The sequence below is a fragment of the Streptomyces sp. CB02400 genome (genome assembly GCF_001905725.1).
Taxonomy (GTDB): Bacteria; Actinomycetota; Actinomycetes; order Streptomycetales; family Streptomycetaceae; genus Streptomyces; species Streptomyces atrovirens.
Genome location: NZ_LIWB01000003.1, coordinates 299,100 through 325,028, shown reverse-complemented (window position 1 = coordinate 325,028; position 25,929 = coordinate 299,100). Strand labels below are relative to the sequence as shown.

Genomic DNA, 25,929 nt, shown 5'->3' with positions numbered 1-25,929 from the left:
TCGTACGGCCCGTGTCCCGCGCGTCCCGCTCCGGGCGACCGCAGGATGGGACCATGCCCCGCCCCTTCCGTCTGCGTGCCGTCGCTCTGACCGTCTGCGCCGCACTGCTGCCCGCGCTGCTGGCGGGCTGCGGTGAGGACGACGACAAGGCCGAGGACCTGACGGAGCAGCAGCTCAGCTGGAAGGACTGCCCGGCTCCGTCCGAGGCGCAGGGCGGGGGCTCCTCCCCGTCGCCCCTGCCGGGCGGCCGGGGCGAGTGGAGCTGCGCCACCATGAAGGCGCCGCTGGACTGGGACGACCCCGAGGGCGACACCATCGGCATCGCGCTGATCCGGGTCAGGTCGAGCGGCTCGGCGAGCGAACGGATCGGCTCGCTGATCTTCAACTTCGGTGGCCCGGGCGGCTCCGGCGTCACCACCCTGCCCGCGTTCGGCGACGACTACGCGACCCTGCGCACCCGCTACGACCTGGTGAGCTTCGATCCCCGCGGGGTCGGCCGCAGCGCACCCGTGACCTGCCTGGACGACCAGCGACTCGACGCGTACTTCCAGCAGGACGCCACCCCCGACGACGCCGCCGAGCGCACGGAACTCCTGGACGACACCGAGGAGTTCAACGCGGCTTGCGAGAAGAACTCCGAGCGGGTGCTGCCGCATGTACGCACCACGGACGCCGCCCGCGACCTGGACCTGCTGCGCCAGGTCCTCGGCGACGAGAAACTGCACTACTTCGGCATCTCCTACGGCACCGAACTCGGCGGCGTCTACGCCCACCTGTTCCCGGAGAAGGTGGGGCGCGCGGTGTTCGACGCGGTCGTCGACCCCACGGAGACCGCGGAACAGGGCTCGCTCGCACAGGCGCGGGGGTTCCAGCTCGCACTCGACAACTACGCCGAGGACTGCGTCTCGAGGACCGAGGAGTGCCCCGTCGGCGACAGCGCGCAGGACGTGAAGGACCGTATCGCCGAACTGCTGAAGGACCTCGACCGCACGCCCATTCCCGGCGTCTTCCCGCGCGAACTGACCCAGACCGCCGCGACCAACGGGATCGTGCAGGCCCTGTACTCCCAGGACTTCTGGGAGTTCCTCACCGACGGCCTCGAGCAGGCGTACGACGGTGACGGGACGATTCTGATGGTGCTCTCCGACTCGATGAACGGGCGCGGCGAGAACGGCGAGTACAGCAACCTCGTCCCGGCCAACGTGGCCATCAACTGCGCCGACGACAAACCCCGCTACACCCCTGAGGACGTGGAGCGCCGGCTGTCCGAGTTCCGGGCCGCGTCCCCGCTGTTCGGGGAGTATCTGGCGTGGGGAATGGTCGGCTGCACCGACTGGGCGGTGCCCGGGGCCGCCGAGCATCCGGATGTCCACGCCCCCGGCGCGGCTCCGATCCTGGTGATCGGCAACACCGGCGACCCGGCCACCCCGTACGAGGGGGCGCGCAGGATGGTGCGGGCGCTCGGTGAGGGCGTGGGTGTGGAGCTGACGTACAAAGGGCAGGGGCACGGGGCCTACAACAGCGAGAACGCGTGCGTGCAGGACGTGGTGCACGGCTATCTCCTGGACGGGAAGGTACCGGCGTCCGGGACCGTCTGTTCGTGAGCGGACCCGCGGTCCAGCACATAACCGCAGGTCAGAGCGTTATCTACAGGTCGCCCCGGCGAGCGGTGGATCTGCCTACCATGGCCTGACCGCCATCCGCGGCACGGTGCGGACGGCCAGCGAGGGGGGAAATGGCACATGACCCGTTTCACACGGTGGACGGCCCTGACGGTCGCCGCCGCGCTGCTGACGGCCGGCTGCAGCGGCAGCGGCTCGTCGGACGACGACTCCGGCAACGACGACAACAAGAGCGGCGGGGCGGCACTCGACTGGGGGCGCTGCCAGGCCTCCGAGGACGCCCCCGCACCGGACGAGGAGTGGCAGTGCGCCACCCTCCGGGTACCGCTGGACTGGTCGAAGCCGGACGGCTCCACGATCGGGCTCGCGCTGATCCGGGCCGAGGCCACGGGCGACGACCGCCTGGGCTCACTGCTGTTCAACTTCGGCGGGCCGGGCGGGTCCGGCGTGTCGATGATGCCGTCCTACGCCGCCACGGCCTCCGAGCTGCGCGAGCGGTACGACCTGGTGAGCTTCGATCCGCGCGGGGTCGCCGCCAGCGAGGGCATCCGCTGCCGCGACGACAAGAGCATCCAGGCCGCCGAGTCGTCGGTGGACGGCACCCCGGACACACCGGCCGAGGAGCGGACGTTCCTCCAGGACGCCACCGACTTCGGCAAGGGCTGCCAGGACACCGCCGGGAAGCTGATGGCCCACGTCTCGACCACCGACACCGCTCGCGACATGGACCGCATCCGGCAGGCCCTCGGCGACGAGCGGCTGAACTACTTCGGCATCTCCTACGGCACCGAACTCGGCGGCGTCTACGCCCATCTCTTCCCGAAGAAGGTGGGACGGATGACGCTCGACGCGGTGGTCGACCCGAGCGCCGACACCGTGGGCCACGCCAAGAACCAGACCCGGGGCTTCCAGACGGCCCTCGACAACTACCTGAAGTCCACCGGGCGGGACCCCGAGGAGGGTTCGCGGGAGATCGCGGAGCTGCTGGAGCGGATCGACTCCGACCCGCTGCCGACGTCGTCGTCCGGGCGCGAGCTGACGCAGACACTGGCACTGACCGGCATCATCCTGCCCCTGTACAGCAAGACCAGCTGGCCGGTGCTGACCAGCGCGCTGGAGGCGGCCGAGGAGGGCGACGGCACGGAGCTGCTGGCGCTGGCCGACGGCTACAACGAACGTGACGCCTCGGGAAGCTACGGCACGACGACCCACTCCCAGCGGGTCATATCGTGCCTGGACGACAAGCAGCGGCCGACCCTGGAGGAAGCGAAGGAGCTGCTGCCCGAGTTCGAGGAGCTCTCGCCCGTGTTCGGGCCCTTCCTCGGCTGGGACACGGCCGGCTGGTGCCACGACTGGCCGGTTCCCGGCCAGTTCGACACCCCGGAGGTGAGCGCGCCGGGCGCGGCACCGGTCCTGGTCGTGGGCAACACCGGCGACCCGGCCACGCCGTACGAGGGCGCCCGGAAGATGGCGGACGAGCTGGGCGAGGACGTCGGTGTGGTGCTCACCTGGAAGGGCGAGGGCCATGGCGCGTACGGCAGCGGGAGCGACTGCGTCGACTCCACGGTGGACGCGTACCTGCTGGACGGCACGGTGCCCGAGGACGGCAAGATCTGCTCATGACGACGACGGGGGCTCCGCGCACTCGTGGTGCCCGGAGCCCCCGCGTCGGCTCGTGTTCGTACCGGGGTCGGTCAGTAGACCGGCTTCTCCGGCTCGATCTGGTTGACCCAGCCGATCACGCCGCCGCCCACGTGGACGGCGTCGGCGAAGCCCGCGGACTTCAGGACGGCGAGGACTTCCGCACTGCGGACACCCGTCTTGCAGTTCAAGACGATCTTCTTGTCCTGCGGGAGGCTCTCCAGGGCGTTGCCCATGAGGAACTCGTTCTTGGGGATCAGGCGGGCGCCCGGGATGGACACGATCTCGAACTCGTTCGGCTCGCGGACGTCGATGAGCTCGATGCTCTCGCCGTCGTCGATCCACTCCTTGAGCTGCTTGGGAGTGATCGTGGAGTCGGCGGCCGCCGCCTGGGCCTCCTCGGAGACGACGCCGCAGAAGGCTTCGTAGTCGATCAGCTCGGTGACGGTCGGGTTGTCGCCGCAGATCGCGCAGTCGGGGTCCTTGCGGACCTTGACCTGGCGGTACTGCATCTCCAGGGCGTCGTAGATCATGAGCCGGCCGACCAGCGGCTCACCGATGCCGGCGAGCAGCTTGATCGCCTCGTTGGCCTGGATGGAGCCGATGGACGCGCACAGCACGCCCAGGACGCCGCCCTCGGCGCAGGAGGGGACCATGCCGGGGGGCGGGGGCTCCGGGTAGAGGCAGCGGTAGCAGGGGCCGTGCTCGGACCAGAAGACCGACGCCTGGCCGTCGAAACGGTAGATCGAGCCCCACACGTACGGCTTGTTCAGCAGCACGCAGGCGTCGTTGACCAGGTAGCGGGTCGCGAAGTTGTCCGTGCCGTCGACGATCAGGTCGTACTGGCTGAAGATGTCCTTCACGTTGTCGGCCTCGAGCCGCTCCTCGTGGAGGACCACGTTCACGTACGGGTTGATGCCCTTGATCGTGTCACGCGCGGACTCGGCCTTGGGGCGCCCGATGTCGGACTGGCTGTGGATGACCTGGCGCTGCAGGTTCGACTCGTCGACCTCGTCGAACTCCACGATGCCGAGCGTGCCCACGCCCGCCGCGGCCATGTACATCAGACCCGGCGAACCCAGGCCACCAGCGCCCACAAAGAGCACCTTGGCGTTCTTCAGCCGCTTCTGCCCGTCCATCCCCACATCGGGGATGATCAGGTGGCGGGAGTACCTGCGGACCTCGTCTACGGTGAGCTCGGGGGCCGGCTCGACCAGGGGTGGCAGCGACACGGGGACTCCGTTGGTCGGTCAATCACTACGGTTGTTCTTCGCCTAACAGTGCCATGGCCTTTTTCATTCCGAGACACCCGTTCCGATAAGCGAGACGATGTCGTCCCAGTAGCCGGGCAGGGGCTCCCAGGGGGCAGCGCGGGCACGGTGACCCGCGTGGTGGGTGTGGTCCGTGAAGTAGATCGTCGCGGCGCCCTGCCAGCGGGCGATGCGCAGGGCCTCGTCCAGGTGCGGGCGGGGCACTCCGTGCACGAAGTGGCAGAAGCGTTCGGGCGGGTGGTCGGCGGTCCACTCCGCCACCTGCGACCAGCGGTAGTCGTTCCAGGGGCCGGAGAAGGTGACCAGCTGGTCGGCGTGCTCGGCGTATCCCGGGTACGGGTGGGTGCCGTGGCCGAGGACGATGTGGGCGTCATGGAGCGCCCGGAGTGTGGTGATCGTGCGCCGGACCTCGGGGAGTGCGGCTCGGTCGGCGGGACAGCGGTCCAGCAGGAAGCCGTCGACCTGGTACCAGTCCATGAAGCGGTGGGCGTCCGAGAGCACCTCGCCGAACGTACGGAGGCCGTACGCCGTGTCGAGGTGGCCGAGGACGCGGACACCGGCGTTGCGGAGGCGGCCGGCCGCCTCCAGGCACCGCGGGTCGGGTCGGGTGCCGGGGCCTTCGGCCACGTCGAGGACGACCCAGTGCAGGGGGATGCCCGGGCGGGTGAGTTCGCTCCACTCGGTCGGGGCGACGAGGGGGTGCGCGAGGCCGGGGACACCGAAGCCCGTGCGGACGTCGGTACTCGCCGTACCGGCTTTGACGCTGGTCAGATACGGCATGCCGCCTCCATCCAGATGTCGGCGAGGGACTCCTCGAGGTTGATCCGGGGGCGCCAGCCGAGGCGGTCGCGGGCGGTGCGGACGTCGGCCTGCTGCCAGCTGCCGCAGCCGTCGGGGTACGGGAAGGCGACGGGGGTGGCGGTGTGGTGGTCGGGGTCGGGGCGGGGATGGCCGATCGTGGTGCGGATGGGGGTGGTGGGGTGGGGTGTGTGGGTGAGGTGGGGTACGTGCGGTGGGTGCGGGCCCGGGGGGGTGTCCAGTTCGTTGAGGGCGCCGCCGTAGCCGGCCACCCTGGCGAGGATTCCGGCGGCGTCGCGGAGGCGGACGGCGCGGCCCGAGCCGATGTTGATGACGCCCTGCGCGGCGGAGAGGGAGGCGGCGTGGACGGCGCGGGCCACGTCGCGGACGTCAATGAAGTCCCGTTGTGCGCCGAGACCGCCGAGCTTCAGCTCGCTGTCGCCGGACTGCATGGCGCGGCGCATCGCCTCGGCGAGGCGGCCGAGGGGGGAGCCGGCGGGGGTGCCGGGGCCGACGGGTGAGAAGACCCGGAGGACCACGGCGTCCAGGCCGGAGCCGAGGACCAGCTCGGTGGCGGCGAGTTTGCTGACGCCGTAGGGGCCGCCGGGGCGGGGGACGGCGTCCTCCGCCGTGGACGAGCCGGGCTGGCTGGGGCCGTACTCCGAGCCGCAGCCGATCTGTACGAGCCGTGCGCCGCAGCCGCTGCGGCGGAGGGCCTCGCAGACGGTGGCCACGGCGACGGTGTTGTGCCGGGTGAGTTCGCGGGCGCCGCCTCTCGTGGTGCCGGCGCAGTTGACGACCACGCCGGGGTGGACGGCGTCGAGGAAGCGGGTGAGGGCGCCGGGACTGCCGGTGGCGAGGTCGAAGCGGACGTCGGCGTCGTCGCCGCGGCCGAGGGCGGTGAGCTGGACGGCGGGGTCGGCGAGGAGGCGGTCGGCCACGAAGCGGCCGATGTAGCCGTTGGCTCCGATCAGGAGGACTCTCATCGGGCGACTCCTTCGGCGTCCGGGGTGGTCATGTGGGGTTCTCCTTCAGATGCGGGTGTGAGTGCGGGTGCGGGTGCGGGTGTGAGCGCGAGTGCGTTGTCGCTGCGGCGCGGGCGCCTACGGGCGGTGGGTGGGGCGGGGCCGCGTCGGGGGTGTCCGTCCTCGGACTGGCGCGGAATCGGCCTGCTGGAGGGGGTGCGGGGTGCGGACGCGCCAGCCGCTGCGGGCGGCCGCCTCCGCACCGTCCCCTCCGCGCCGTACGCGGCCACCCGTCGCGTGGACCGCGGGCAGTCGTGCCGCCACCCGCCGTTCCCGCGGGCAGCCACATGCCCCGCCCTCCACGGGCAGTCGTGCCGCTGGGGCGGCACTGGTGGGCGCGACGGCGCCCCGCAAGCGCCGGGCAGCGCGATCCACCCCGGACCACACCGACACGGGGCGCCCCGTACGGCACCGGACCACATCAACGCGCGCAACGTCACCGTCGTGGCTCCGGGCTGATGTGCGCCGAGGCCCGGGTGAGTTTGCGGGAGGCGTGGATCAGCAGGGTCAGTGCCGCTGTCCCACAGGTGAGGGTGGGGAGGGCGGCGGGGTTCCAGGCCGTGGTCAGGGTCTGGAGCGGGGTGGCCAGGGCGTCGCAGCCGGGGAGCCGGGCCGCGAAGAGCGTGGCCAGGGCCGTCGCCTGAGCGGTCGCCGTGACCGTGAGGATCACCCTCGGCGCGTGGGTGAAGCCGTGGACCGTGAGGAGGCGGGCCAGGAAGAGGAGGCCGCCCAGGGCGAGCGTCGGGGGCAGGGCGAGGGGCTCGTCGAGGAGCTCGGACGTCACCGTGAGCAGAACGGCCACCGCGCCCAGGAACAGGGCGAACACGCCGATGAGTGCGGGCCGTACGGAAGCCGAGAAGTCCTCCAGACCACGGCTCGACGCCAGCCTGCGGCGGACCCGGGCGGCGAAGAGGTGGGCCGTCCAGGCGGCGGGCGCGCAGGACAGGGCGAGCGCCACGACCGGGGCGACGGTGAGCGGCCAGTCCCCCTCCGCCGTGCCGTCGGGCAGGCCGTCGGGGCCGCCGGTGACCGCCGTACCGAGCAGTCCGTCGCCCAGGAGGGCGTAGCCGAGGAGCCAGCAGGTCCAGGACGCCGTGGCGGAGCGGGGCGGGATGTCGGACCGGGCGCTCAGCGGGCCCCGGCGCAGTGCCGCGCGCAGGGCGAGGGTGACGGCCAGGATGCCGGTGGCCGCCACGTAGAGGCGGGTCTGACCGTGGGTGAGGCGCAGGGCGGTCACCGTCGCCACGCACAGGGCGCCGGGGAGCAGGGTGAGGACGGTCCAGCCGGCGCGTGGCCTCGGACTCGTGGTGGCCGGGGCGGGCCGGGGTGGCGCGTCGTCGCGGGGGACCCTGGCGTAGAGCTCCTCCGCGAGGGAGAAGACGTCGCGGTGGCGGAAGCGGGCGGCGGTCCGGTCGGTGATGCCGTGGGCCTCCAGGCCCGCCGCGATCTCCAGGGGGTCCACCGCCTGCTCGCACAGGTCGCGGTGGCGGTGCAACAACGCCTTGACCGGGTCGGCCGCGCCGGGCGGAGTGCTGCGGTTCAGTTCGCCGAGGTCGGTCATCGGGCTGTCTCCGTCGCGGGTACCGGGGTGTCCATGGCCCACGTGGGGACGGCGCGGGGGGCGGGGTCGGTCCAGTGGCCGGGGACGTGGGCCTCGGCAGGGGTGGCGAAGGGCAGGGGGTCACCGGTGCCGTCGAGGAGGGGACGGCGGACCGGTGTGCGCGCGACGATCTCCAGGTAGATGCCGTGGAAGGCGGAGATGTTCTGGTCGACGGTGAACAACTCGAGTGCGCGGGCGCGCGCGGCGGCGCCGAGGCGTACGCGGCGCTCGGGGTCGCGCAGCAGGGAGACGCACGCCTCGGCGAGCGCCCGCGGATTGCGCGGTGGTACGACGAGACCGGTGCCGCCGATGGCCTCCACGACCGCGCCGACGTCCGTGGAGACCGTCGCGCGCCCGCAGAGCATCGCCTCGACGAGGCCGGCCGGGAAGCCCTCGACGACGCTGGAGAGGACGGTCACGGCGCCCGAGGCGTACGCGTCGGCGGGGGTGGACAGCTCCGGGCCGCCGATCCGCTCGAAGGACACCGGGTTGGCGCCCACGGAGTGCGGACCCTCGGCCTCGTCAGGGAAGAGCTGCGCGGCCAGTGCCTCGCAGTGGCCGAGGTAGGCGGCGCCCTCCGGGTCCGCCGGACCGCCGATGATCCGCAGCCGGGTCTTCGGCTCCTTCTTGCGGATCTCCGCGAAGGCGTGCAGCAGCGAGACCAGGTCCTTGGCGGGCTCCACCCGGCCGACCCAGACGAGGGTGTGCGGGTCCGCGCTCTCCGGGGACTCCCCCGCCTCCGCGAAGGGCGCGGCGTCCATGCCGGGGTACACCGTGCGGAGCTTCGCCCGGTCGGCGCCGCAGCGCTCCTGCCAGCGGCGGGCGTGCGTGTTGCCCGGTGTGATGAACGCGGCCCGGCGGTAGGTCTCGGCGGCGAGCCTGCCGTGGAAGGCGGCGAGCAGGGAGCGGACCGCGGGTGAGGCGTCCGGGCGGGTGAGGTAGTGCGTCCGCAGGCGTACGCCGTACTCGGTGACGAGGAGGGGGACGCCGAAGAAGTGGTGGGCGAGCAGGCCGGGAAGGGCCGTCACTCCGCCGGCGGCGGCGTGGCACAGGTCCACCGCGCCCAGCCCGTCCTCCTCGTACCAGTCGAGCGAGAGGGGGCGCAGGGCGCGCTCCAGGTGTGCGGCGACGGCCAGCAGATCGGGTACGCGGGCCTCTCGCGCCGTACGCAGGGCGCCGGGCGCACGACAGGCGCGCTCCAGGGCGCGTACGGCCGTCTCGGAGCGGAGTGCGGCCACCAGACCGCCTTCGTCGCGGGCGAGTTCGGCGAGGCCCCGGAGAGCGGTGGCGAAACGGTCCGCCTCAGGTGTCGCGGGCCCCGGGTCGGGGGCGGTGGGGTCCGTCGCGGCGCAGAGGGCGGCGGCCAGTTCGCCGTAGTGCTCCGAGAAGCGCCGGCGTGCGCGGCGGCCGTACACCACCCCGTCGTCCTCGGCCGTCCACAGTGGTGCGGTGCGGACCCGGCCGACCTGGGGCGGCAGCGGGACCCAGCCCGCGTCCTCCTGGGCTTCGCCGCTGCTGAACGCGTAGACGTCGAACTCGTGTCGGTCGAGTCCGCGTACCAAGCGGTCGCACCAGAGTCCGCCCTCACCGCCCACGTACGGATACCCACCCTCCGTAAGCAGTCCGATGCGCACGTGTGCACCCCCGATCTCCCGTATGAGGAGCCGACGTTGGTCCGGCGGCTCGCAGCGGGACGAACGTATGCGGACAAGGAGGTGGCGTGATGGACGGTTGTCCATCACGCCACCAAAAGGGGTGAACGGGCGTAACTTTCCCGCGCGGGGCGCGTTTCGCCGCGCTAGGCGATCAGCTCTTCGGGTACGCCCATGCGTTCGGGCGGCAGCTGATTCCGTCGTGGTCGAGGAACTTGGTCTGCTGCTGCATGACCGGGGCCAGGTCGCCGTCCTTGTCACAGGTGACGTGGTTGAAGCCCAGGCGGTGGCCGATCTCGTGGTTGATCAGCATCTGGCGATAGGCGTGGATCTCGTCGCCGTAGGTGTCCGCTCCCTGCGCCCAGCGGTCCGCGTTGATCATCACGCGTTCGGTGGCCGCCGAGTCGCAGGAGACGTTGTCCACGGTGGTGTCCAGGCCGGACTTGGCGCACCAGTCGGCGGTCGTGTCGGGACCGGCGAGGGTGATCACGAAATCGACCTCGCCGGAGTGGACGCGCTCGAAGGTGCGCGCGCCGTTGTGCGCCCAGCTGCGGTCGTCGTTGAGCGTCTTCTGGACCGCCTCGGCGAAGAGTTCGCCGTCGAGGCCGAGTCCCTGCTCCACGTCGACGCGGTAGGTGACCTTCTGCCCCTTGCCCGGAGCCTTGTCGATGCCGGGGATCGCGTCGAACTTCCCCGTGCCTCCGCGCGCGGCGCTCAACGGGTACTTCTTGTCCATCTTCTGCTCGTACGTCAGCGGTTCGGCGCTGGGTGCGGAGGGTGTCTCCCGGTCGTCCCCGCGCGAGGCGGAGTCCCGGACGTCGCGCGCCTGTTCGCCGGTGGCCTGCGTCTGTACGCCGCCGGTGCTGTCGCGTTCGTCGGCGACCTGCCCGGCCACGACGACGGCCAGCACGGTCGTGACGGCGGCGGCCGCGATCCCGGTGAACGTCCGCCCCTTGCCGCCCTTGGCCGGCGCGGGCTGCCCGGTCGGCGGCGCGTCGTCGTCATCGGGGTCGGCGGGGATGCCGGTGGCCGGGGCGGCGCTCCAGTCGGTGACGGCGGCGTAAGGGTCCGGCGTGCGGGGCGCGGAGGCGGACGGGCTCGGTGAGAAGCGGTCGGTGGCCTCGCCGAAGGCGTCGAGGTAGTCCTGGCGCGGTCCTCCGGGAGGCGCCTGCCGCTGCCGTGGGAGGGACGCACCCGGCCCCGCCGGCACGCCGTACCCGGCCCCGGCCGCCGTACGGCCGTCCGACGTCCCCCAGCCGCCCCCGGGTTCCCGCTGCTCCGGATGCCCACCACGGGCCTGGGTGACGCCGTGCGCGGGGGTTCCGTCGGGAAGCCGGGAAACCCCGTGCGCGGGAGTCCCGTCGGGAAGCCGGGAAAAGCCGTGCGCCGGGGTTCCGTCCGGCAGGCGCGGGACGCCGCCCTGCGCGGGCGCGCCGTCCGGGAGCCATCCGTCCGGCAGGCTCGGGACACCGTGCGCGGGCGTGCCGTCCGAGAAGCGCGGGACGCCATGTGCGGGCGTCCCGTCCGGGAAGCGCGGGGCACCACCGGCCGGCGTTCCGTCCGGGAAGCGCGGGGCACCGTGCGCAGGTGCCCCGTTCGGGAAACCCGAGACGCCGTGCGCGGGCGTCCCGTCCGGGAAGCGTGGTGCTCCGCCGGCCGGTGTTCCGTATCCCGCCGTTCCGTACGCCGGAGGAGTCCCGTAACCCTGGGTCGGGCCCTGCTGCGGTGGAGGCGAGGGCGTTCGGCGCGGGGCCGGACCGCTCGGCTGCCGCGGTCTGCCCGCCTGTCCGGGCCCTGACGAACCGTCCGGCGCCGAACGGCCTTCCCGTACGGCGCTCTTGTCCGCGGCGTCGCCCTTCGGGGCGGGTCCACGGCGGCTGTGGCGTCCCACGTCGCGCCTCAGCCCCTCATGTTCTCGGCGGTGGTTCCCCCACCGGTGCCGGCGGGTGAACCCGGAGCGCCCTGCGCGCCCGGCTCACCAGTATCCACCTGATCCGCCGAATCCTTTGTGTCCGCGAGGAGTTCACGGAAGGCGAGGGCCACCGTCTCGGGATACTCCATCATCGCGACGTGCCCCGCGTCCGGGATCGTCACCAGCCGGCAGTCCCGGAAGGCGCGTGCCGACCGCTGGGCCATGCGGAAGCCGACGAGCTGGTCCCGGCCGCCGTAGACGAGCAGGGTCGGCGCGAGCACCCGCTCGGCCTGGCGCCACAGTCCGTGCTGGCCGCCCAGCGTGTACGCGTTGACGAGCCCCCGCGCGGAGCGCGCCATCGCGTCCCAGAAGTACGGCAGCCGCAGCCGCCGCTCCATCTCCTGTACGGCGTTGCGGAACCCTTCCGGCGACACCCGCGCGGGGTCGCCGTAGCAGAGCCGCAGCACGCCCCGGACGCGCTGTTCCGCCGTCCACTCACGGGTGAGCCGGGTGAACAGCGGTGCGATGCCGGGCACCGCCAGCAGTCCCGTGGGGACGGCGGTGCGCTGCACCCGCAGTTCCGGCAGGGCCGGTGACACGAGCGTGAGGGTGCGGACGAGATCGGGGCGTACGGCGGCGACGCGGGTCGCGACCGCGCCGCCGAGCGAGTTGCCGAAGAGGTGCACCGGGCCGCGGCCGGTCGCGTCGAGATAACGGATCACCGCGCGTGCGTGCGCGGTGATGGAGTAGTCGCCGTCGTCCGGGGGCGGTGAGTCCCCGAAGCCCGGCAGGTCGACGGCCTCGCTGTCGACGACGTCGTCCAGCAGCGGCATGAGCGCCGACCAGTTCAGCGAGGAACCGCCGAGTCCGTGGACGTGGAGGGCGGGGGGCAGCCCCTCCCGCGCGGGCGGCCGGGACCGTACCGACAGGGTGACCCCGGGCAGCTCCACCGACCTGAGCCGCTCGCCCTCGGCGACCCTGACCGCCGCCGCCTCGGGAAGCACGTTTGCGGGCGGCACGGACGGCAGCTCGGTCGAAGACATGCGGCAATGTTACGAGACGATCACGTACTGGTTCATGTGTTCGCCGTCACAAGCCGTCGCGAGGGACGGGTTCCACACCGCCGCGAGGAGCGGGCCCCGCCGTGCGCTCCCTGTCACGTCCCGGTCGCGGATCGCATAGCGTCCGAATCGGGTGTCTCCTAGGCTCGTAGGGAGGGCACCCGCATATCGCCCCCGCAGTCCTCGGGGGCGTTCGCAGCAGATGTTCGCAGGAAGGGAGCCCGGCATGGCCGTAGATCCGACCGACCCCGAGACGTTCGCGGAGGACGAGGACGCCCGCGAGGGCGAGGAGTTCGACGTCGAGGCACCCGAGGTCGACGCGGCCGAGCAGCACGCGGAGGTGAAGCCGGACCGCGACGACCCGATGACCGGCGTCGATCCCGGCCGCGCCAGTGAGGCGGACCTGATGGAACAGGCCAGGGTCGTCTCTCTCGACGAGGACGACTACCGGTGACGAGCGCACCGACAAGGACCGTCGTCGAGCAGTGAGGAGGAAACTTCTTGCCCGCTCTGACAGCTTTTGAAACCGTCCGTATGGCTTTCACCGCCGTCCGGTCCGTGAAATTCTGCGCTCTCACCGCGCACACCACGGTTACCGAAAAGTACGATGGCGGCGCGGCTCACACCGCACGTGGACGACAATGGGAGGCGGCGTGACAGCCATCGAGCAGACAGACGCGGTACGCCCGAGGGGTACACGCCTGCCACGCCGTGCCCGACGGAACCAGCTGCTGGGCGCCGCCCAGGAAGTCTTCGTCGCGCAGGGCTACCACGCGGCCGCGATGGACGACATCGCCGAGCGCGCGGGCGTCAGCAAGCCGGTGCTCTACCAGCACTTCCCGGGCAAGCTCGATCTGTATCTCGCCCTGCTGGACCAGCACTGCGAGGCCCTGATCCAGTCGGTGCGCCACGCGCTGGCGTCGACGTCGGACAACAAGCAGCGCGTACGGGCGACCATGGACGCCTACTTCACGTACGTCGAGGACGACGGCGGCGCGTTCCGTCTGGTCTTCGAGTCGGACCTGACGAACGAGCCCGCCGTGCGCGAGCGCGTCGACAAGGTGACCAACGAGTGCGCGGAGGCGATCTGCGACGTGATCGCCGAGGACACCGGGCTGTCGCGGGCGGAGTCGATGCTGCTCGCCTCGGGGCTCGGCGGTCTCGCCCAGGTGGTGGCGCGCTCCTGGCTGCACAGCGACCGCAGCGTGCCGCGCGACCAGGCGGTGCAGCTGCTGGCCTCGCTGGCCTGGCGGGGCATCGCGGGATTCCCGCTGCACGGCAGCGAACAGCACCACTGAGGAGGGCGGGCGGACGCCGGCGGCCGTTTGTTCCCGTCGGCTGTTCGCTCCTGGCGTTGCCGGGCGCAGCGTGTACGTCCCCTCACCGGGCTAATGTGTGCTGGTACGGCGCGGAAGGTCGCGCACTTCACTGACCGTCGGAGGGACATAGCCGTGGAGGTCAAGATCGGCGTGCAGCACGCGCCCCGCGAGATCGTTCTGGAGAGCGGTCAGAGCGCCGAGGAGGTCGAGCGCGTGGTGGCCGAGGCGCTGGCCGGGAAGTCGCAGCTGCTGAGCCTCGTGGACGAGCACGGCCGCAAGATCCTGGTCCCGGCCGACCGTCTCGCCTACGTCGAGATCGGCGAGCCGGCCCCGCGCAAGGTGGGCTTCGGCGCGCTGTAGGCGTGCCCGGCAGTCGAGTGGTCGTGTGAAGGGCCCGGCGGTGCGAGACCGCCGGGCCCTTCGCGTGTTCACGGACGGCGCACAGGTCCTCCACAGGGGAGGATTGGATTCCGCAGGTCAGGGGTAAACCGGGCTACGACCGATGTGAGCAGGCCGGCCATGTGGGAGGGACCCCGACATGCTCTTGGAAGCGCTCAGCTCCGCGATCCTCGGCCTGGCTCTGGCGTGGGCGGCCACCCGCCGCCTGCCGCATCGTCTTCCCGCCCGCGCCCTGGTCCTGCCGACCGGTGTGGCCGGGGCGCTGTTCGGCGCCTTCCTCATCCACACCGCGCTGGACGCCGGGAACATGCTGACGGTCCTGCTCGGCGCGGTGATCGTGTCCGTGGCGTCCCTGTCGCTGCTGCTGCGCCCGGCGGGAAGACTGCGCCGGTCGGCGACCGTCTGACCGGCCGCCGTTGGCGGCAGCGGGGGTGAACCGGCCGGGTGCGGCACCCAGAGGCGTCGTTCAGCCCCTGCCAGGCTCGCGAGCCCCGACACTGCGGTGCACGGCACCGGAACCCGCTCGGCTTGACCGTGGCGCCGCGTGCTGCCCGGGCGGCTGAACGTTCTCTCGCCCCCGCCGCCCCTCCCCTCCCCCACTCTCGACTTCGCGCGAGCGGGAGGCACCCCCTTCGTTCCTGAGGGCTCCGCCCCCAGACCCCCTTCGCGCAGTTCCCCGCGTCCCTTCAGGCCCAGGCCTCCTTCGCGCCCACACGGCGGAGCCGCATGTCGACGCGGCCCCGCGTCCCTCATGGGCGCCCACGCCGTCGGGTCAGGCCTACGCCGCCAGCCCCAGTGCCGCCATGCGCTTGGTGTGCGCCTCGGTGATCCGGGAGAACATCTTGCCGACCTCGGCGAGGTCGAACCCGTCCGCGACGCCGCCCACGAGCATGGTCGACAGCGCGTCCCGGTCGGCGACCACCCGCTGGGACTGCGACAGCGCCTCGCCCATCAGCCGCCGCGCCCACAGCGCGAGCCGTCCGCCCACGCGCGGGTCCGCGTCGATCGCGGCGCGCACCTTCTCGACGGCGAAGCCGCCGTGGCCGGTGTCGTCGAGCACGGCCAGCACCAGGGCGCGGGTGTCGGAGTCCAGGCGGGCCGCGACCTCGCGGTAGAAGTCGCTGGCGATGGAGTCGCCGACGTACGCCTTGACCAGCCCCTCCAGCCAGTCGGAGGGCGCCGTCTGCTTGTGGAAACCGTCGTACGCGGCGACGAACGGCTCCATCGCGAGCGTCGGCTCCTCGCCGATCCCGGCGAGCCGGTCGCGCAACCGCTCGAAGTGGTGGAACTCGGCCGACGCCATCTTCGCCAGCTCCGCCTTGTCCGCCAGCGTGGGCGCCAGCTTGGCGTCCTCCGCGAGCCGCTCGAACGCCGCCAGCTCGCCGTACGCGAGCGCGCCGAGCAGATCCACGACGGCGGCCCGGTACTGGGGGTCGGCGGAGGCGGCCGCCCAGTCCATGGCGGCGACGCCGGTGGGTCCGGCGGCGGAGGTGTCGGGGGTGTCCGCGGCGTTGTCAGGCTTGTCAGAGCTCGTCATGAAGCGCACAATAGCCCGCTTGCCACGCCCCGGAGGGCCCCGCCCAATCAGTGTGACGACGACTACGTGACCAAATCGGCCATGGCGTGTGCGCGAATCCGGGGTATGGTGGTAATGCGCCTGCTGAGCACTCTGACGTACTCGACAGGCCGCATGTATGAGGATGCCCGGTCGGAGGCCCGATCGGCTCCGACCCGACAGCCCTCCTTGCCGTACGCCACACTGCGTGCGGATTCCGGAGGGGGACCCTCAGCGGTACGAGCGCTCGAGCGTCGGCAGTGGTCCCGTGCCCTACGGCATCGCCCGTAAGGCAGCCGACGTCCCCGGCACGGTCCCGACACGACCCCCGCGCTCGCCTCGCACCGCGCACACAGAAGAGGCAGCACCCTGACTACGACGTTCCGAGAGCTCGGAATCCTCCCCGAGACCGCCGAGGCCCTGGAGGCCGTCGGCATCATCACCCCCTTCCCCATCCAGGAGATGACGCTCCCCGTGGCCCTGTCGGGCACGGACGTCATCGGCCAGGCCAAGACCGGCACCGGAAAGACGCTCGGCTTCGGCCTTCCGCTCCTCGAGCGCGTCACCGTCCCCGCGGATGTCGAGGCCGGCCGCGCGAAGCCCGAGGACCTCACCGACGCGCCGCAGGCGCTGGTCGTCGTCCCCACGCGCGAGCTGTGCACGCAGGTCACCAACGACCTGCTCACCGCCGGCAAGGTGCGCAATGTGCGCGTCACCGCGATCTACGGCGGCCGGGCCTACGAGCCGCAGGTAGAGGCGCTGAAGAAGGGCGTCGACGTGGTCGTCGGCACCCCGGGCCGGCTGCTCGACCTCGCCGGGCAGAAGAAGCTCGACCTCAAGCACGTGAAGGCCCTCGTCCTCGACGAGGCCGACGAGATGCTCGACCTCGGCTTCCTGCCCGACGTCGAGAAGATCATCAACTTCCTTCCGGTCAAGCGCCAGACCATGCTGTTCTCGGCCACCATGCCGGGCGCGGTGATCGGTCTGGCCCGGCGCTACATGTCGCAGCCGACGCACATCCGCGCCACCGCGCCGGACGACGAGGGCGCGACGGTCGCGAACACCACGCAGTTCGTCTACCGCGCGCACAACATGGACAAGCCCGAGATGGTCGCGCGGATGCTGCAGGCCGACGGTCGCGGCCTGGCCATGGTCTTCTGCCGCACCAAGCGCACCGCCGCCGACCTCGCCGACCAGCTCAAGCAGCGCGGCTTCGCCTCCGGCGCGGTCCACGGCGACCTCGGCCAGGGCGCCCGCGAGCAGGCGCTGCGCGCGTTCCGCAACGGCAAGGTGGACGTGCTGGTCTGCACCGACGTCGCCGCCCGCGGCATCGACGTCGAGGGCGTGACGCACGTCATCAACTACCAGTCCCCCGAGGACGAGAAGACGTATCTGCACCGCATCGGCCGCACCGGCCGCGCGGGGGCGAAGGGTACGGCGATCACGCTGGTCGACTGGGACGACATCCCGCGCTGGCAGCTGATCAACAAGGCGCTGGACCTGGGCTTCGGCGACCCGGCGGAGACGTACTCCACCTCCCCGCACCTGTTCGCGGACCTCGGCATCCCCGAGGGCACCAAGGGCATCCTGCCGCGCTCGGAGCGTACGCGCGCCGGGCTGGACGCGGAGGAGCTGGAGGACCTGGGCGAGCCGGGCGGGCGTGCACCGCGCGGACGCGGTGGCCGGGGCGGGCACGACGGCTCCCGTCCCGCCGAGCGCGAGACCTCGACCCGTACGCCGCGACGCCGCCGCCGTACGCGGGGCGGTGCGGCGCTGGACGAGGCGGCGCAGCAGCCTGCGGGCCCGGCCGCCGAAGGCGCCGGCGAGGCAGCGGAGGCCGACACGGCCGCCCGCACCCCGCGCCGCCGTCGCCGTACGCGCGGCGGGGTCACGGCCGGGGCGGCGACCGCGGTGGAGACGGCGGGGTCCGCCGTCGACACGGCGGAGAGCACGGCGGCGGAGGCCGACACGGCTCCCGCGAAGCCGCGCCGCCGCCGGACGCGCCGAGGCGCGGCGGACACGGCGACGGCCGTCGTCACCCCGGTGGCCGAGGAGACCACGGCAGCCGTGGCGACCCCGGTCGTCACGGAAGCGCCGGTCGTCACGGAGCCCGAGGCTCCGGCCACCGAACCGCGCCGCCGCCGCACCCGCAAGACCGCGGACACCGCAGCGGTGGACACGGCGGAGGCGACCACCGAGCCGGCCGAGGCGACGGAGAGCAAGCCGCGCCGCACGCGCAAGACGGCAGCCAAGGCCGAGACCGCGGTCGACACCGCCGAGGGCACCACCGAGCCGGTCGAGGCGACCGAGACCAAGCCGCGCCGCACGCGCAAGGCAGCGGCCAAGAAGGCCGAGACCGCGGTCGACGCGGTCGAGGGTGGCGCCGAGTCGGCCGAGGCGACGGAAACCAAGCCCCGCCGCACCCGCAAGACCGCGGCCAAGAAGGCCGAAGCCGCCGTCGACACCGCCGAAGGCACCACCGAGCCGGTCGAGGCGACCGAGACCAAGCCCCGCCGCACCCGCAAGGCCACGGCCAAGAAGGCCGAAGCCGCCGTCGACACCGCCGAAGGCAGCACCGAGTCGGCCGAGGCGACGGAAACCAAGCCCCGCCGCACCCGCAAGACCGCGGCCAAGAAGGCCGAGACCGCGGTCGACGCGGTCGAGGGTGGCGCCGAGACGGTCGAGGAGGCCAAGCCCCGCCGCACGCGCAAGACGGCAGCCAAGGCCGAGACCGCGGTCGACACCGCCGAGGGCACCACCGAGGCAACCGAGGCAGTCGAAGAGGCCAAGCCCCGCCGCACCCGCAAGACCGCGGCCAAGAAGGCCGAAGCCGCCGTCGACACCGTGGAAGCCGTCGAGGCCAAGCCGCGTCGTCGGACCCGTAAGGTCGCCGAGTCGGAGCCGGCCGTCGCCGTCGGGATTCCGGCGCAGGCGGTTCCGGAGGCCGAGGCCGAGGCGGCGGAGGCCGAGCCGCGCCGTACGCGGAAGGCCACGGCCAAGAAGGCCGAGGCCGTCGCCGAGGACACCGAGGCCAAGCCTCAGCGTCGTACCCGCAAGGTCGCCGAGATTCCGGCGCAGGCCGCGGACGAGGCGAAGCCCAAGGTCCGGCGGACCCGCAAGACGGCAGCCGCCGCGGAGTCCGCGGAAGGCTGACGCGACGAACCGACGGCCCGGTCCCACACCCGTGGGGCCGGGCCGTCGGCGTGTCCGCCACCCGCTACCCTCACCCCCGTGACCAGCCACTCCCCCTCCGCCCGCGCCCACCGACTCCGTACCCCACGCGGGGAGTTCGCCGTCGTGGACGTGCCACCGGCCGCCGGAGTCACGGCGCGGGGGGTCGCGTTGCTGCTGCCCGGATACACCGGCAGCAAGGAGGACTTCACGCCGGTGCACGAGCCGCTCGCCGCGCGCGGCTACCGCACCGTCGCCGTGGACGGACGGGGCCAGTACGAGTCGGACGGACCCGCGGACGACGAATCCGCGTACGCGCAGGAGGAGTTGGCGCGGGACGTCCTCGCGCAGGCGAACGCGGTCGGTGCGCCCGTGCACCTCGTCGGGCACTCGTTCGGCGGCCAGATCGCCCGTGCCGCCGTCCTCCTCGACCGCTCCCCCTTCCGCTCGCTCACGCTCGTCTCCTCCGGCCCCGCACGGATCTCCGTCTCCCAGGAGCAGCGCGTGAAGCTGCTGCGGGACGCGCTCGCGGTGATGTCGATGGAGGAGTGCTGGGAGGCGATCCTGGCCATGGGCCCGCCCGAGGAGGTGGGCGGTCCGGCGCGCGGGCTCGGCGGTCAGGAGCACCTGCGCAGCCGCTGGTTGCGTACCAAGCCCGCACAACTGCTCGCCACCGGCCGCCAGTTGTGTGCCGAACCGGACCGGGTCGCGGAGCTGGCCGCCGTGCCCCTGCCGTTCCACGTCCTCTCGGGGGCGCGCGACGACACCTGGCCGGTGCCGGACCTCGACGAGATGGCCCTGCGCCTCAAGGCGCACCGCACCGTCGTCGACGGGGCCGAGCACTCACCCGCCGCCGACCGTCCCGCGCCGACCGCCCGCGCCCTCGCCGACTTCTGGGACGGGCTCGCGGCCACCCCTTAGCACTGCTCAGTACTGCGCCTGCAAGTGGTCCCAGAACCCGTCGCGCAGGGCGCGTCGCAGGTCCGCCTGGCCGCGCAGGGAGTACTGCAGCAGCCCCTCCGCCTCCACCAGCAGGTCCTGGTCGACGGATCCGGGCAGGTAGGGGTGGCCGGGAAGCAGTTCCACCAGCGTGTCCCGGCCCCGCGCGACCAGCCACTTCGCGGCGATCTGCGCGCCGACGAACCGGACGTCCTCGCGGGCGGGCCGGCCCGTCGCGGGTTCGTACGCCTGTGCCGTGCGCCGGGAGACGTACGGCTTGAAGAAGTCCAGGTCGAGCGTGCGCTGGCTGTCGACCTCCCAGAGCAGCGGCTCGGCCTGGTTGCGGCCCTCGGGCGCCTCGATGCCCCAGAGGTGCACCCGGGCGCCGTACCCCTGGGCCGCCTCGACCGCGGAGACGAGGTCCTCGTCGCCGCCGAGCAGGGCCGCGTCGCTGATGGCGCGGTGCCGGGCCAGTGACTCCAGGTCGCTGCGGATCAGGGAGTCGACGCCCTTCTGCTGGTTGTTGGCGTTGAGGTTGCCGAGGCGGACCTTGACGTCCGGGAGTTCGGCGATGGACTGCTGTTCGGCGGTGTGGATGCGGCGTCTGGCCCCGTCGTACCAGTAGACCCGCAGCAGCCTGCTGTCCGCGAAGATGGTGCGGGCGCGGTCGATGAGCGCGTCGATGAGTCCCTCGGCGTCGAGGTCGAAGGCCCGGCGGTCCTCCGTCCCGGCCACGAGCCGTCCCGCGGCGGCGTACAGGTAGCCCGCGTCGACGAAGATGGCGTGGGTCGAGGGCGTCTTCGCCACCTCGGCGAGCATGCGCTGGAGCAGCTCGTTGGTGCGGTCGATACGGGCGTGCAGAGCCGCTAGGTCTTCGTTCATCGCCTCCATTGTCCCGGTGGTCACGCTACGAACACAACCGGTCCCGGTCGGTCTCCTTCGAAACCCTTACCGGTCAGTATTTAGTCGATCGAAAAATTTCTTTAGCGTAGGGAATGTTTGCATCACGCATCCCGTTGAACCCTTCATGGAACACGGGCCCGACCGGCCCGTGCGCCGCCCCACCGAGTAGTTCTCCTCCAGGAGGATGACCAGACGAAGGGAGAAGCCCCATGCGCTTCGAAATCATGCGACTCGACGACGTCGACGGCACGCCCGTGGACACCACCGTCGTGGACGCCGCCTCCGTCAACCGCATCGTTCAGCAGGCCGCCGCCATCGGACAGCGCCTGTGGATCCGCCCGGCCGACACCCCGGCCTCATAACGCGCAGCACACGGGACACCGGCCGCACGGGCCGGCCCCTCGAGGACGTACGCCACGGAGCCCCCGTACCGCCATCGGTACGGGGGCTCCGCGCGTCCGGCGCCGGGTTCAGCCGCCCTGGATCACCTGGGTGACGCCGTTGATGATCTGCTGCACGGCGATCGCGGAGAGCATCATGCCGGCCAGGCGCGTCACCAGCACCACGCCGCCGTCCTTGATGACCCGGATGATCAGCAGCGAGTACCGCATCACCAGCCACAGCACGACGTGGATGGCGAGGATCGCCGACCACACCGAGACCTGCCCGCCGACGCCGTCGGCCTTCTGCACGGCGAGGATGACCGACACGATCGCACCGGGCCCCGCCAGCAGCGGCATGCCCAGCGGGACCAGCGCGACGTTGACGTCCTTGGTCTGCTTGGGTTCGTCGGTCTTGCCGGTGAGCAGGTCCAGCGCGATCAGCAGGAGGAGCAGCCCGCCCGCGATCATCAGCGCGGGCACCGACACGTGCAGGTAGGCGAGGATCTGGTGGCCGAGCAGCCCGAACACGGTGATCACCCCACCGGCCACACAGACGGCCTGGAAGGCCATCCGCTTCTGCATCTTGGCCGGCCGGCCTGCGGTCAGGGCGAGGAAGATCGGGGTGATCCCAGGGGGATCCATGATGACAAAAAGGGTCAGGAAGAGAGAGCCGAAGACGGCGATGTCGAGCATGACAGCCTTGCTGAGGAACGAGTGGGTAAAGGGTGCGGGGAGGAGGGGGGAAGCCTCAGGCTCCGCCGGTCCCCGGCACCGGGAACGCCCCGGTCGCGCGCCGCGTGATCTCGCCGTACACCTCGGGGTCCGTCATGAACTCGCCGAGGACACAGGTCTTCCGGCTGCCGTGGTAGTCACTGGAGCCGGTCACCAGGAGCCCCAGTTCCTTGGCGAGGCCGCGCAGCCGCGCCCGGGTCTCGGGGTCGTGGTCCATGTGGTCGACCTCGATGCCGTCGAGGCCGGCCCCGGCCAGCTCGGCGATCGCGGACTCCGGCACGGTCCTGCCCCGCTTGCTCGCGGCGGGGTGCGCGAAGACGGCGACCCCGCCCGCGTTCTTGACCAGCCGCAGGGCCTCGAAGGGGTCGGTCTCGTGCTTCTCCATGTAGGCCCGGCCGCCGTCGGCCAGCCACTCCTGGGTGAACGCGTCGCTCACGGTGGGCACGACACCCAGCTCGACGAGTGCGCTGGCCACGTGCGGGCGGCCCACCGAGCCGTCGCCGGCGATCCGCGCCACCTGCTCCCAGGTGACCGGCACGCCCAGCGCGTTCAGCTTGGCGATCATGCCCTGGGCCCGCGGCACCCGGTCGTCCCGGACCAGCTCGCGCTCGGCGAGCAGCGCGGGCTCCTCGGGGTCGAAGAGGTAGGCCAGCATGTGCATGCCGATGCCGTCGAGCCGGCAAGAAAGTTCCGCTCCGGGGACCAGTGTGAGCCCCTCCGGGAGCACGGAGAGCGCCTCCGCGTGCCCGCGGGTGGTGTCGTGGTCGGTCAGCGCGATGACGTCGAGACCGGCGGCCGCCGCCTTGCGGACCAGCTCGGCCGGCGTGTCCGTACCGTCGGACGCGGTGGAGTGGGTGTGCAGATCGATACGCACGACGCATTACTCCAAGCGGTGACGGGCGGACGGGGACGCTCCAGGATAACCGGATTTCCGCACGCCCCCTGTCACACCCGAACCCACTGTGCACCCCCTACCGGCCCGCTGTGCGGCGTCCACGCCTCCAGGCGCCTATGCCTCCAGGCGTCCGCGCCTCCAGGCACCTATGCCTCCAGCAGGCGCGGTGACAGCGCGCCGCAGGGCACCAGTTCCACCTCGGCTCCCGCGTCCCGCAGGTCGGCGAGGACCAGCTCGTCGTACATCAGCAGCCCGGACTGCTCCGGCCACACCACCGCCCACAGCCACATCCCGAGCGCCTCGCCCGCGAAGACGGCGCGGTCGTCCGGCGTCTTGGCGACGTGCCAGAGCGGGGTCGGGCGGCCGGCGGCCAGCACCTTGGCCTGGGGCGGTTTCTCGACGTTCATGTACGGCCCCGGGTCCGGACCGTCGACGCCCGCGTACCGCGCGCCGAGGCCCACGCCGAGTTCCTCGGCGACCAGGATGAGCTCACCCATGCCGCCGAGCGGTCCAGGACCGGTGCACGCGACGGCGGTCGCCCGGCCCCCGCCTCGGTCGTCGCCCGCGCTGGCCACGCCCGTGAACAGCCAGCCCACCGGCAGCGGCCACGGCATCCACACCGGCACCTTCGTGCGGTGCACGGCGACTTCGAGGGCCTCGACGCTCGGCGGTATCACGGGCTGCAGCGGGTGCACGGTGCCGTGCACAGCGCACTGCCAGGCATCCGAGAAGAGGCCGGGAGCCCTGACCCGGCCACCACACTTCGGGCAACTGGGTTCGCCCCTCATAGGGCCCCACGGTCCTACCCCGGCCGCGCCACGTCAAGGACGATCACCCGTCCGGGCGGAACCGGCCACGCGAGAAACTAGATGTATGTTGCATTAATTAGCTTAGCTAATCTATCGTGTGTGCGAGTCAGCCAACCGCCCCATGTCCGGGATTGGAGCACCCATGGACGACCCCAACGACCCCTTCGACACGGGATCGGGCGGCATCCTCCGCCAGCCGAAGTCCGTGTGGGCGACGGCCGGCGCGTCCGTCGTCGCCTTCATGGGGATCGGGCTCGTCGACCCGATCCTGCCCTCCATCGCCAAGGGCCTCGACGCCACCGCCGGGCAGGTCTCCCTGCTCTTCACCTCGTACTTCCTCATCACCGCGCTCGCGATGCTGGTGACCGGCTTCGTCTCCAGCCGCATCGGCGGGCGGAAGACCCTGCTGCTCGGACTCGCGCTCGTCGTGGTCTTCGCCGGACTGTCCGGGACCTCGGGATCGGTCGGCGAGCTGGTCGGCTTCCGGGCGGGCTGGGGCCTCGGCAACGCGCTGTTCGTCTCCACGGCCCTCGCGGTCATCGTCGGCGCGGCGGCCGGCGGCAGCGCGGCGGCCATCCTGCTGTACGAGTCCGCCCTCGGCCTCGGCATGGCCTGCGGGCCGCTGGTGGGCGCGCTGCTCGGCGACGCGAGCTGGCGCTACCCGTTCTTCGGTACGGCCGCTCTGATGGCGGTCGGCTTCCTGTGCATCGCGGTGTTCCTGAAGGAGCGGCCGAGGCCGGCCCGCAGGACCTCGCTGCTCGACCCGCTCAGGGCGCTCGGGCACGGCGGACTGGCGTCCGTGGCGGTCTCGGCGTTCTTCTACAACTACACCTTCTTCACCGTGCTGGCCTTCACGCCGTTCGTGCTGAACATGTCCCCGTACCGGTCGGGCGCGGTGTTCTTCGCCTGGGGCGTGCTGCTCGCCGTCTTCTCGGTGCTCGTGGCGCCCCGGCTGCAGAAGCGGTTCGGCTCGCTGAAGGTGCTGGGCGGCTCGCTGGTGCTGCTCGCGGTGGACGTGCTCGTCCTCGGCTACGGCGACCACACCACGGCCGTCGTCTGCACCGTCCTGTCCGGCGCCCTCATCGGTGCGAACAACACGGTCTACACCGAGCTGGCGCTCGGGGTGTCGGACGCGCCCCGGCCGGTGGCGAGCGCCGGCTACAACTTCGTGCGCTGGTTCGCGGCGGCCGCCGCGCCCTTCTTCGCACCGAGGATCGAGGAGTGGACCGACGTCCACATCCCGTTCGTGGTCGCGGCGGTCACGGCGGTGCTGGGCGCGCTGGTGGTCGTCGTACGGCGCCGGGCGCTCAGCCATGAAGCAGAGGAACCGCAACCGCGCCACGCCACCGAGGACGGCGTCACCGTCTTCGCCAACTGACCGGCTTCCGGCGCGGGTTGGTGACCTCGCTCACTCCAGCGGCACGGACCTGCGGGACGGATCCCGCAGGTCCGTGCCCTGGTTCAGCCAGCGCTCCTGGAGGGCCTGGGCGCCGTGCACCCGCTTCCAGGCGGCCTCGTTCGGGGTCATCGGCAGCAGCGGCAGGAACCGTACGGGGTCCAGGGGTTCGTCGAGCTCCAGGTCCTCCACCAGGCCGCCCGGCTCGGCGACCAGCACCGAGGTGAACGGGGCGCCGGGCCACAGCGGTTCACCCACGTCCAGCGAGGCGCCGGGGGCCACGACCACCCCCTCGACCTGCGGGGACGCGGCGAGCACGGCGAGCGGTCGGAGCACCTTGTCGGTGTCGGCGACACCGCCCCGGACGGACAGCACCAGCTCGACGCGCGGCCCCTTGACCGGGTCCGCGATCACCGCCGTGGGGTCGGTCATGGGCTGCGCGGACATGCCGAGGGTGGCGTAGCGCACGAGGTCGCCCTCGTGGAAGCGCAGCACCTCGATGCGGTCCGTGCCCAGGAAGGTGACCGCCGCGCGGGCGTCCGGTTCGCCCAGCGTCGTACGCAACCGGGCCTCGACCAGAGGAAGAACATCAGCCATGCGGCGAGCATAGAACTCGTCAGTACCGGGCAAAGCAGAGCCTTGACATGGCAGTCGGCTGATACGCTTGGCCGGTGGTTCGGGCAGCACGCAGAAGCGTCCGATCGTCCCGAACGCCTTGACGCTCCCCGTTCAGAGGGGGGAATCCCCCAAGGGGATCGTGGATCGTCCCTCACGGGGGACCGGCCGGAGGAGGTGGGGCTGGCATGGACCGAAGTCGACCGTGCAGTAGCACCCGCTCTTCCGCCC

23 protein-coding genes are annotated in these 25,929 nt (G+C 72.2%); 10 read left to right on the top strand and 13 right to left on the bottom strand.

Annotation, left to right across the window (positions count from 1 at the left end):
* Positions 1–53: 53 nt before the first annotated feature.
* Together AMK33_RS09570 and AMK33_RS09565 are read left to right on the top strand one after the other, a co-directional pair.
* Positions 54–1,604 carry an alpha/beta hydrolase gene (locus AMK33_RS09570; RefSeq protein ID WP_073932351.1) on the top strand — a complete coding sequence of 517 codons (1,551 nt, stop codon included), beginning with the start codon at positions 54–56 and terminating at the stop codon, positions 1,602–1,604.
* Positions 1,605–1,742: 138 nt separating this feature from the next.
* On the top strand, positions 1,743–3,245 hold the full coding sequence (locus AMK33_RS09565) for an alpha/beta hydrolase (protein ID WP_073932350.1): 1,503 nt from the start codon (positions 1,743–1,745) through the stop codon (positions 3,243–3,245).
* A gap of 71 nt (positions 3,246–3,316) precedes the next feature.
* Here AMK33_RS09565 and moeZ read toward each other — a convergent pair whose 3' ends face one another.
* From moeZ to AMK33_RS09530, 7 genes are all read right to left on the bottom strand, one after another.
* A complete protein-coding gene (gene moeZ, locus AMK33_RS09560) occupies positions 3,317–4,495 on the bottom strand; it encodes an adenylyltransferase/sulfurtransferase MoeZ (RefSeq protein ID WP_073932349.1) in 1,179 nt (392 codons plus the stop codon).
* 63 nt (positions 4,496–4,558) lie between these two features.
* Positions 4,559–5,314, bottom strand: coding sequence for a spherulation-specific family 4 protein (locus AMK33_RS09555; RefSeq protein ID WP_073932348.1), 756 nt, complete (start codon positions 5,312–5,314; stop codon positions 4,559–4,561).
* The gene (locus AMK33_RS09550) at positions 5,302–6,318 is read right to left on the bottom strand and encodes an NAD-dependent epimerase/dehydratase (protein WP_073932347.1); all 1,017 of its coding nucleotides are present in this window, start codon (positions 6,316–6,318) and stop codon (positions 5,302–5,304) included. The genes AMK33_RS09555 and AMK33_RS09550 overlap by 13 nt, the downstream gene beginning before the upstream one ends.
* Positions 6,319–6,793: 475 nt before the next feature.
* A complete protein-coding gene (locus AMK33_RS09545; RefSeq protein ID WP_073932346.1) occupies positions 6,794–7,918 on the bottom strand; it encodes a hypothetical protein in 1,125 nt (374 codons plus the stop codon).
* Positions 7,915–9,591, bottom strand: coding sequence for a DUF3492 domain-containing protein (locus tag AMK33_RS09540; protein ID WP_073932345.1), 1,677 nt, complete (start codon positions 9,589–9,591; stop codon positions 7,915–7,917). The genes AMK33_RS09545 and AMK33_RS09540 overlap by 4 nt, the downstream gene beginning before the upstream one ends.
* 172 nt (positions 9,592–9,763) lie before the next feature.
* Positions 9,764–11,500, bottom strand: a complete 1,737-nt coding sequence (locus AMK33_RS09535; protein WP_073932344.1) for a DUF3152 domain-containing protein — start codon at positions 11,498–11,500, stop codon at positions 9,764–9,766.
* 8 nt (positions 11,501–11,508) lie between these two features.
* A complete protein-coding gene (locus AMK33_RS09530; protein ID WP_073932343.1) occupies positions 11,509–12,564 on the bottom strand; it encodes an alpha/beta fold hydrolase in 1,056 nt (351 codons plus the stop codon).
* Positions 12,565–12,808: 244 nt separating this feature from the next.
* On the opposite strand from AMK33_RS09530, the gene AMK33_RS09525 reads away from it, so the two are divergent.
* The 4 genes from AMK33_RS09525 (at position 12,809) to AMK33_RS09510 (ending at position 14,706) form a co-directional block, all read left to right on the top strand.
* On the top strand, positions 12,809–13,036 hold the full coding sequence (locus tag AMK33_RS09525) for a hypothetical protein (protein ID WP_073932342.1): 228 nt from the start codon (positions 12,809–12,811) through the stop codon (positions 13,034–13,036).
* A 199-nt stretch (positions 13,037–13,235) separates the two neighbouring features.
* The gene (locus tag AMK33_RS09520; RefSeq protein ID WP_030860135.1) at positions 13,236–13,880 is read left to right on the top strand and encodes a TetR/AcrR family transcriptional regulator; all 645 of its coding nucleotides are present in this window, start codon (positions 13,236–13,238) and stop codon (positions 13,878–13,880) included.
* A gap of 153 nt (positions 13,881–14,033) precedes the next feature.
* The gene (locus AMK33_RS09515) at positions 14,034–14,261 is read left to right on the top strand and encodes a DUF3107 domain-containing protein (RefSeq protein ID WP_019522837.1); all 228 of its coding nucleotides are present in this window, start codon (positions 14,034–14,036) and stop codon (positions 14,259–14,261) included.
* A 178-nt stretch (positions 14,262–14,439) separates the two neighbouring features.
* Positions 14,440–14,706, top strand: coding sequence for a hypothetical protein (locus AMK33_RS09510; RefSeq protein ID WP_073932341.1), 267 nt, complete (start codon positions 14,440–14,442; stop codon positions 14,704–14,706).
* Between the two features lie 372 nt (positions 14,707–15,078).
* On the opposite strand, the gene AMK33_RS09505 is transcribed toward AMK33_RS09510, so the two are convergent.
* Entirely contained in the window at positions 15,079–15,837 is a 759-nt protein-coding gene (locus AMK33_RS09505) for a ferritin-like domain-containing protein (RefSeq protein ID WP_073932340.1), read from the bottom strand.
* A 480-nt stretch (positions 15,838–16,317) separates the two neighbouring features.
* Here AMK33_RS09505 and AMK33_RS09495 point away from each other — a divergent pair, with 480 nt between their 5' ends.
* Positions 16,318–19,008 carry a DEAD/DEAH box helicase gene (locus AMK33_RS09495; protein ID WP_073932338.1) on the top strand — a complete coding sequence of 897 codons (2,691 nt, stop codon included), beginning with the start codon at positions 16,318–16,320 and terminating at the stop codon, positions 19,006–19,008.
* 78 nt (positions 19,009–19,086) lie between these two features.
* The gene (locus AMK33_RS09490) at positions 19,087–19,947 is read left to right on the top strand and encodes an alpha/beta fold hydrolase (protein WP_073932337.1); all 861 of its coding nucleotides are present in this window, start codon (positions 19,087–19,089) and stop codon (positions 19,945–19,947) included.
* A 6-nt stretch (positions 19,948–19,953) separates the two neighbouring features.
* On the opposite strand, the gene AMK33_RS09485 is transcribed toward AMK33_RS09490, so the two are convergent.
* On the bottom strand, positions 19,954–20,856 hold the full coding sequence (locus tag AMK33_RS09485) for an NYN domain-containing protein (RefSeq protein ID WP_073932336.1): 903 nt from the start codon (positions 20,854–20,856) through the stop codon (positions 19,954–19,956).
* Positions 20,857–21,077: 221 nt separating this feature from the next.
* On the opposite strand from AMK33_RS09485, the gene AMK33_RS41285 reads away from it, so the two are divergent.
* On the top strand, positions 21,078–21,230 hold the full coding sequence (locus AMK33_RS41285; RefSeq protein ID WP_106979586.1) for a hypothetical protein: 153 nt from the start codon (positions 21,078–21,080) through the stop codon (positions 21,228–21,230).
* A 108-nt stretch (positions 21,231–21,338) separates the two neighbouring features.
* On the opposite strand, the gene AMK33_RS09480 is transcribed toward AMK33_RS41285, so the two are convergent.
* The 3 genes from AMK33_RS09480 to AMK33_RS09470 all read right to left on the bottom strand — a co-directional run bounded on the left by AMK33_RS09480 (position 21,339) and on the right by AMK33_RS09470 (position 23,666).
* Entirely contained in the window at positions 21,339–21,944 is a 606-nt protein-coding gene (locus AMK33_RS09480) for a MarC family protein (RefSeq protein ID WP_073932335.1), read from the bottom strand.
* Positions 21,945–21,999: 55 nt separating this feature from the next.
* Positions 22,000–22,857 (bottom strand): PHP domain-containing protein, encoded by an 858-nt coding sequence (locus tag AMK33_RS09475; protein ID WP_073932334.1) that lies wholly within the window; start codon positions 22,855–22,857, stop codon positions 22,000–22,002.
* A 167-nt stretch (positions 22,858–23,024) separates the two neighbouring features.
* Complete coding sequence (locus tag AMK33_RS09470) at positions 23,025–23,666, bottom strand: DUF6758 family protein (RefSeq protein WP_073932333.1); 642 nt, start codon at positions 23,664–23,666, stop codon at positions 23,025–23,027.
* A gap of 163 nt (positions 23,667–23,829) precedes the next feature.
* Between AMK33_RS09470 and AMK33_RS09465 the strand changes: the two genes are divergently transcribed.
* Positions 23,830–25,065 carry an MFS transporter gene (locus AMK33_RS09465; protein WP_073932332.1) on the top strand — a complete coding sequence of 412 codons (1,236 nt, stop codon included), beginning with the start codon at positions 23,830–23,832 and terminating at the stop codon, positions 25,063–25,065.
* Positions 25,066–25,095: 30 nt separating this feature from the next.
* Here AMK33_RS09465 and AMK33_RS09460 read toward each other — a convergent pair whose 3' ends face one another.
* Entirely contained in the window at positions 25,096–25,680 is a 585-nt protein-coding gene (locus tag AMK33_RS09460) for a suppressor of fused domain protein (protein WP_073932331.1), read from the bottom strand.
* Positions 25,681–25,929 lie beyond the last annotated feature (249 nt).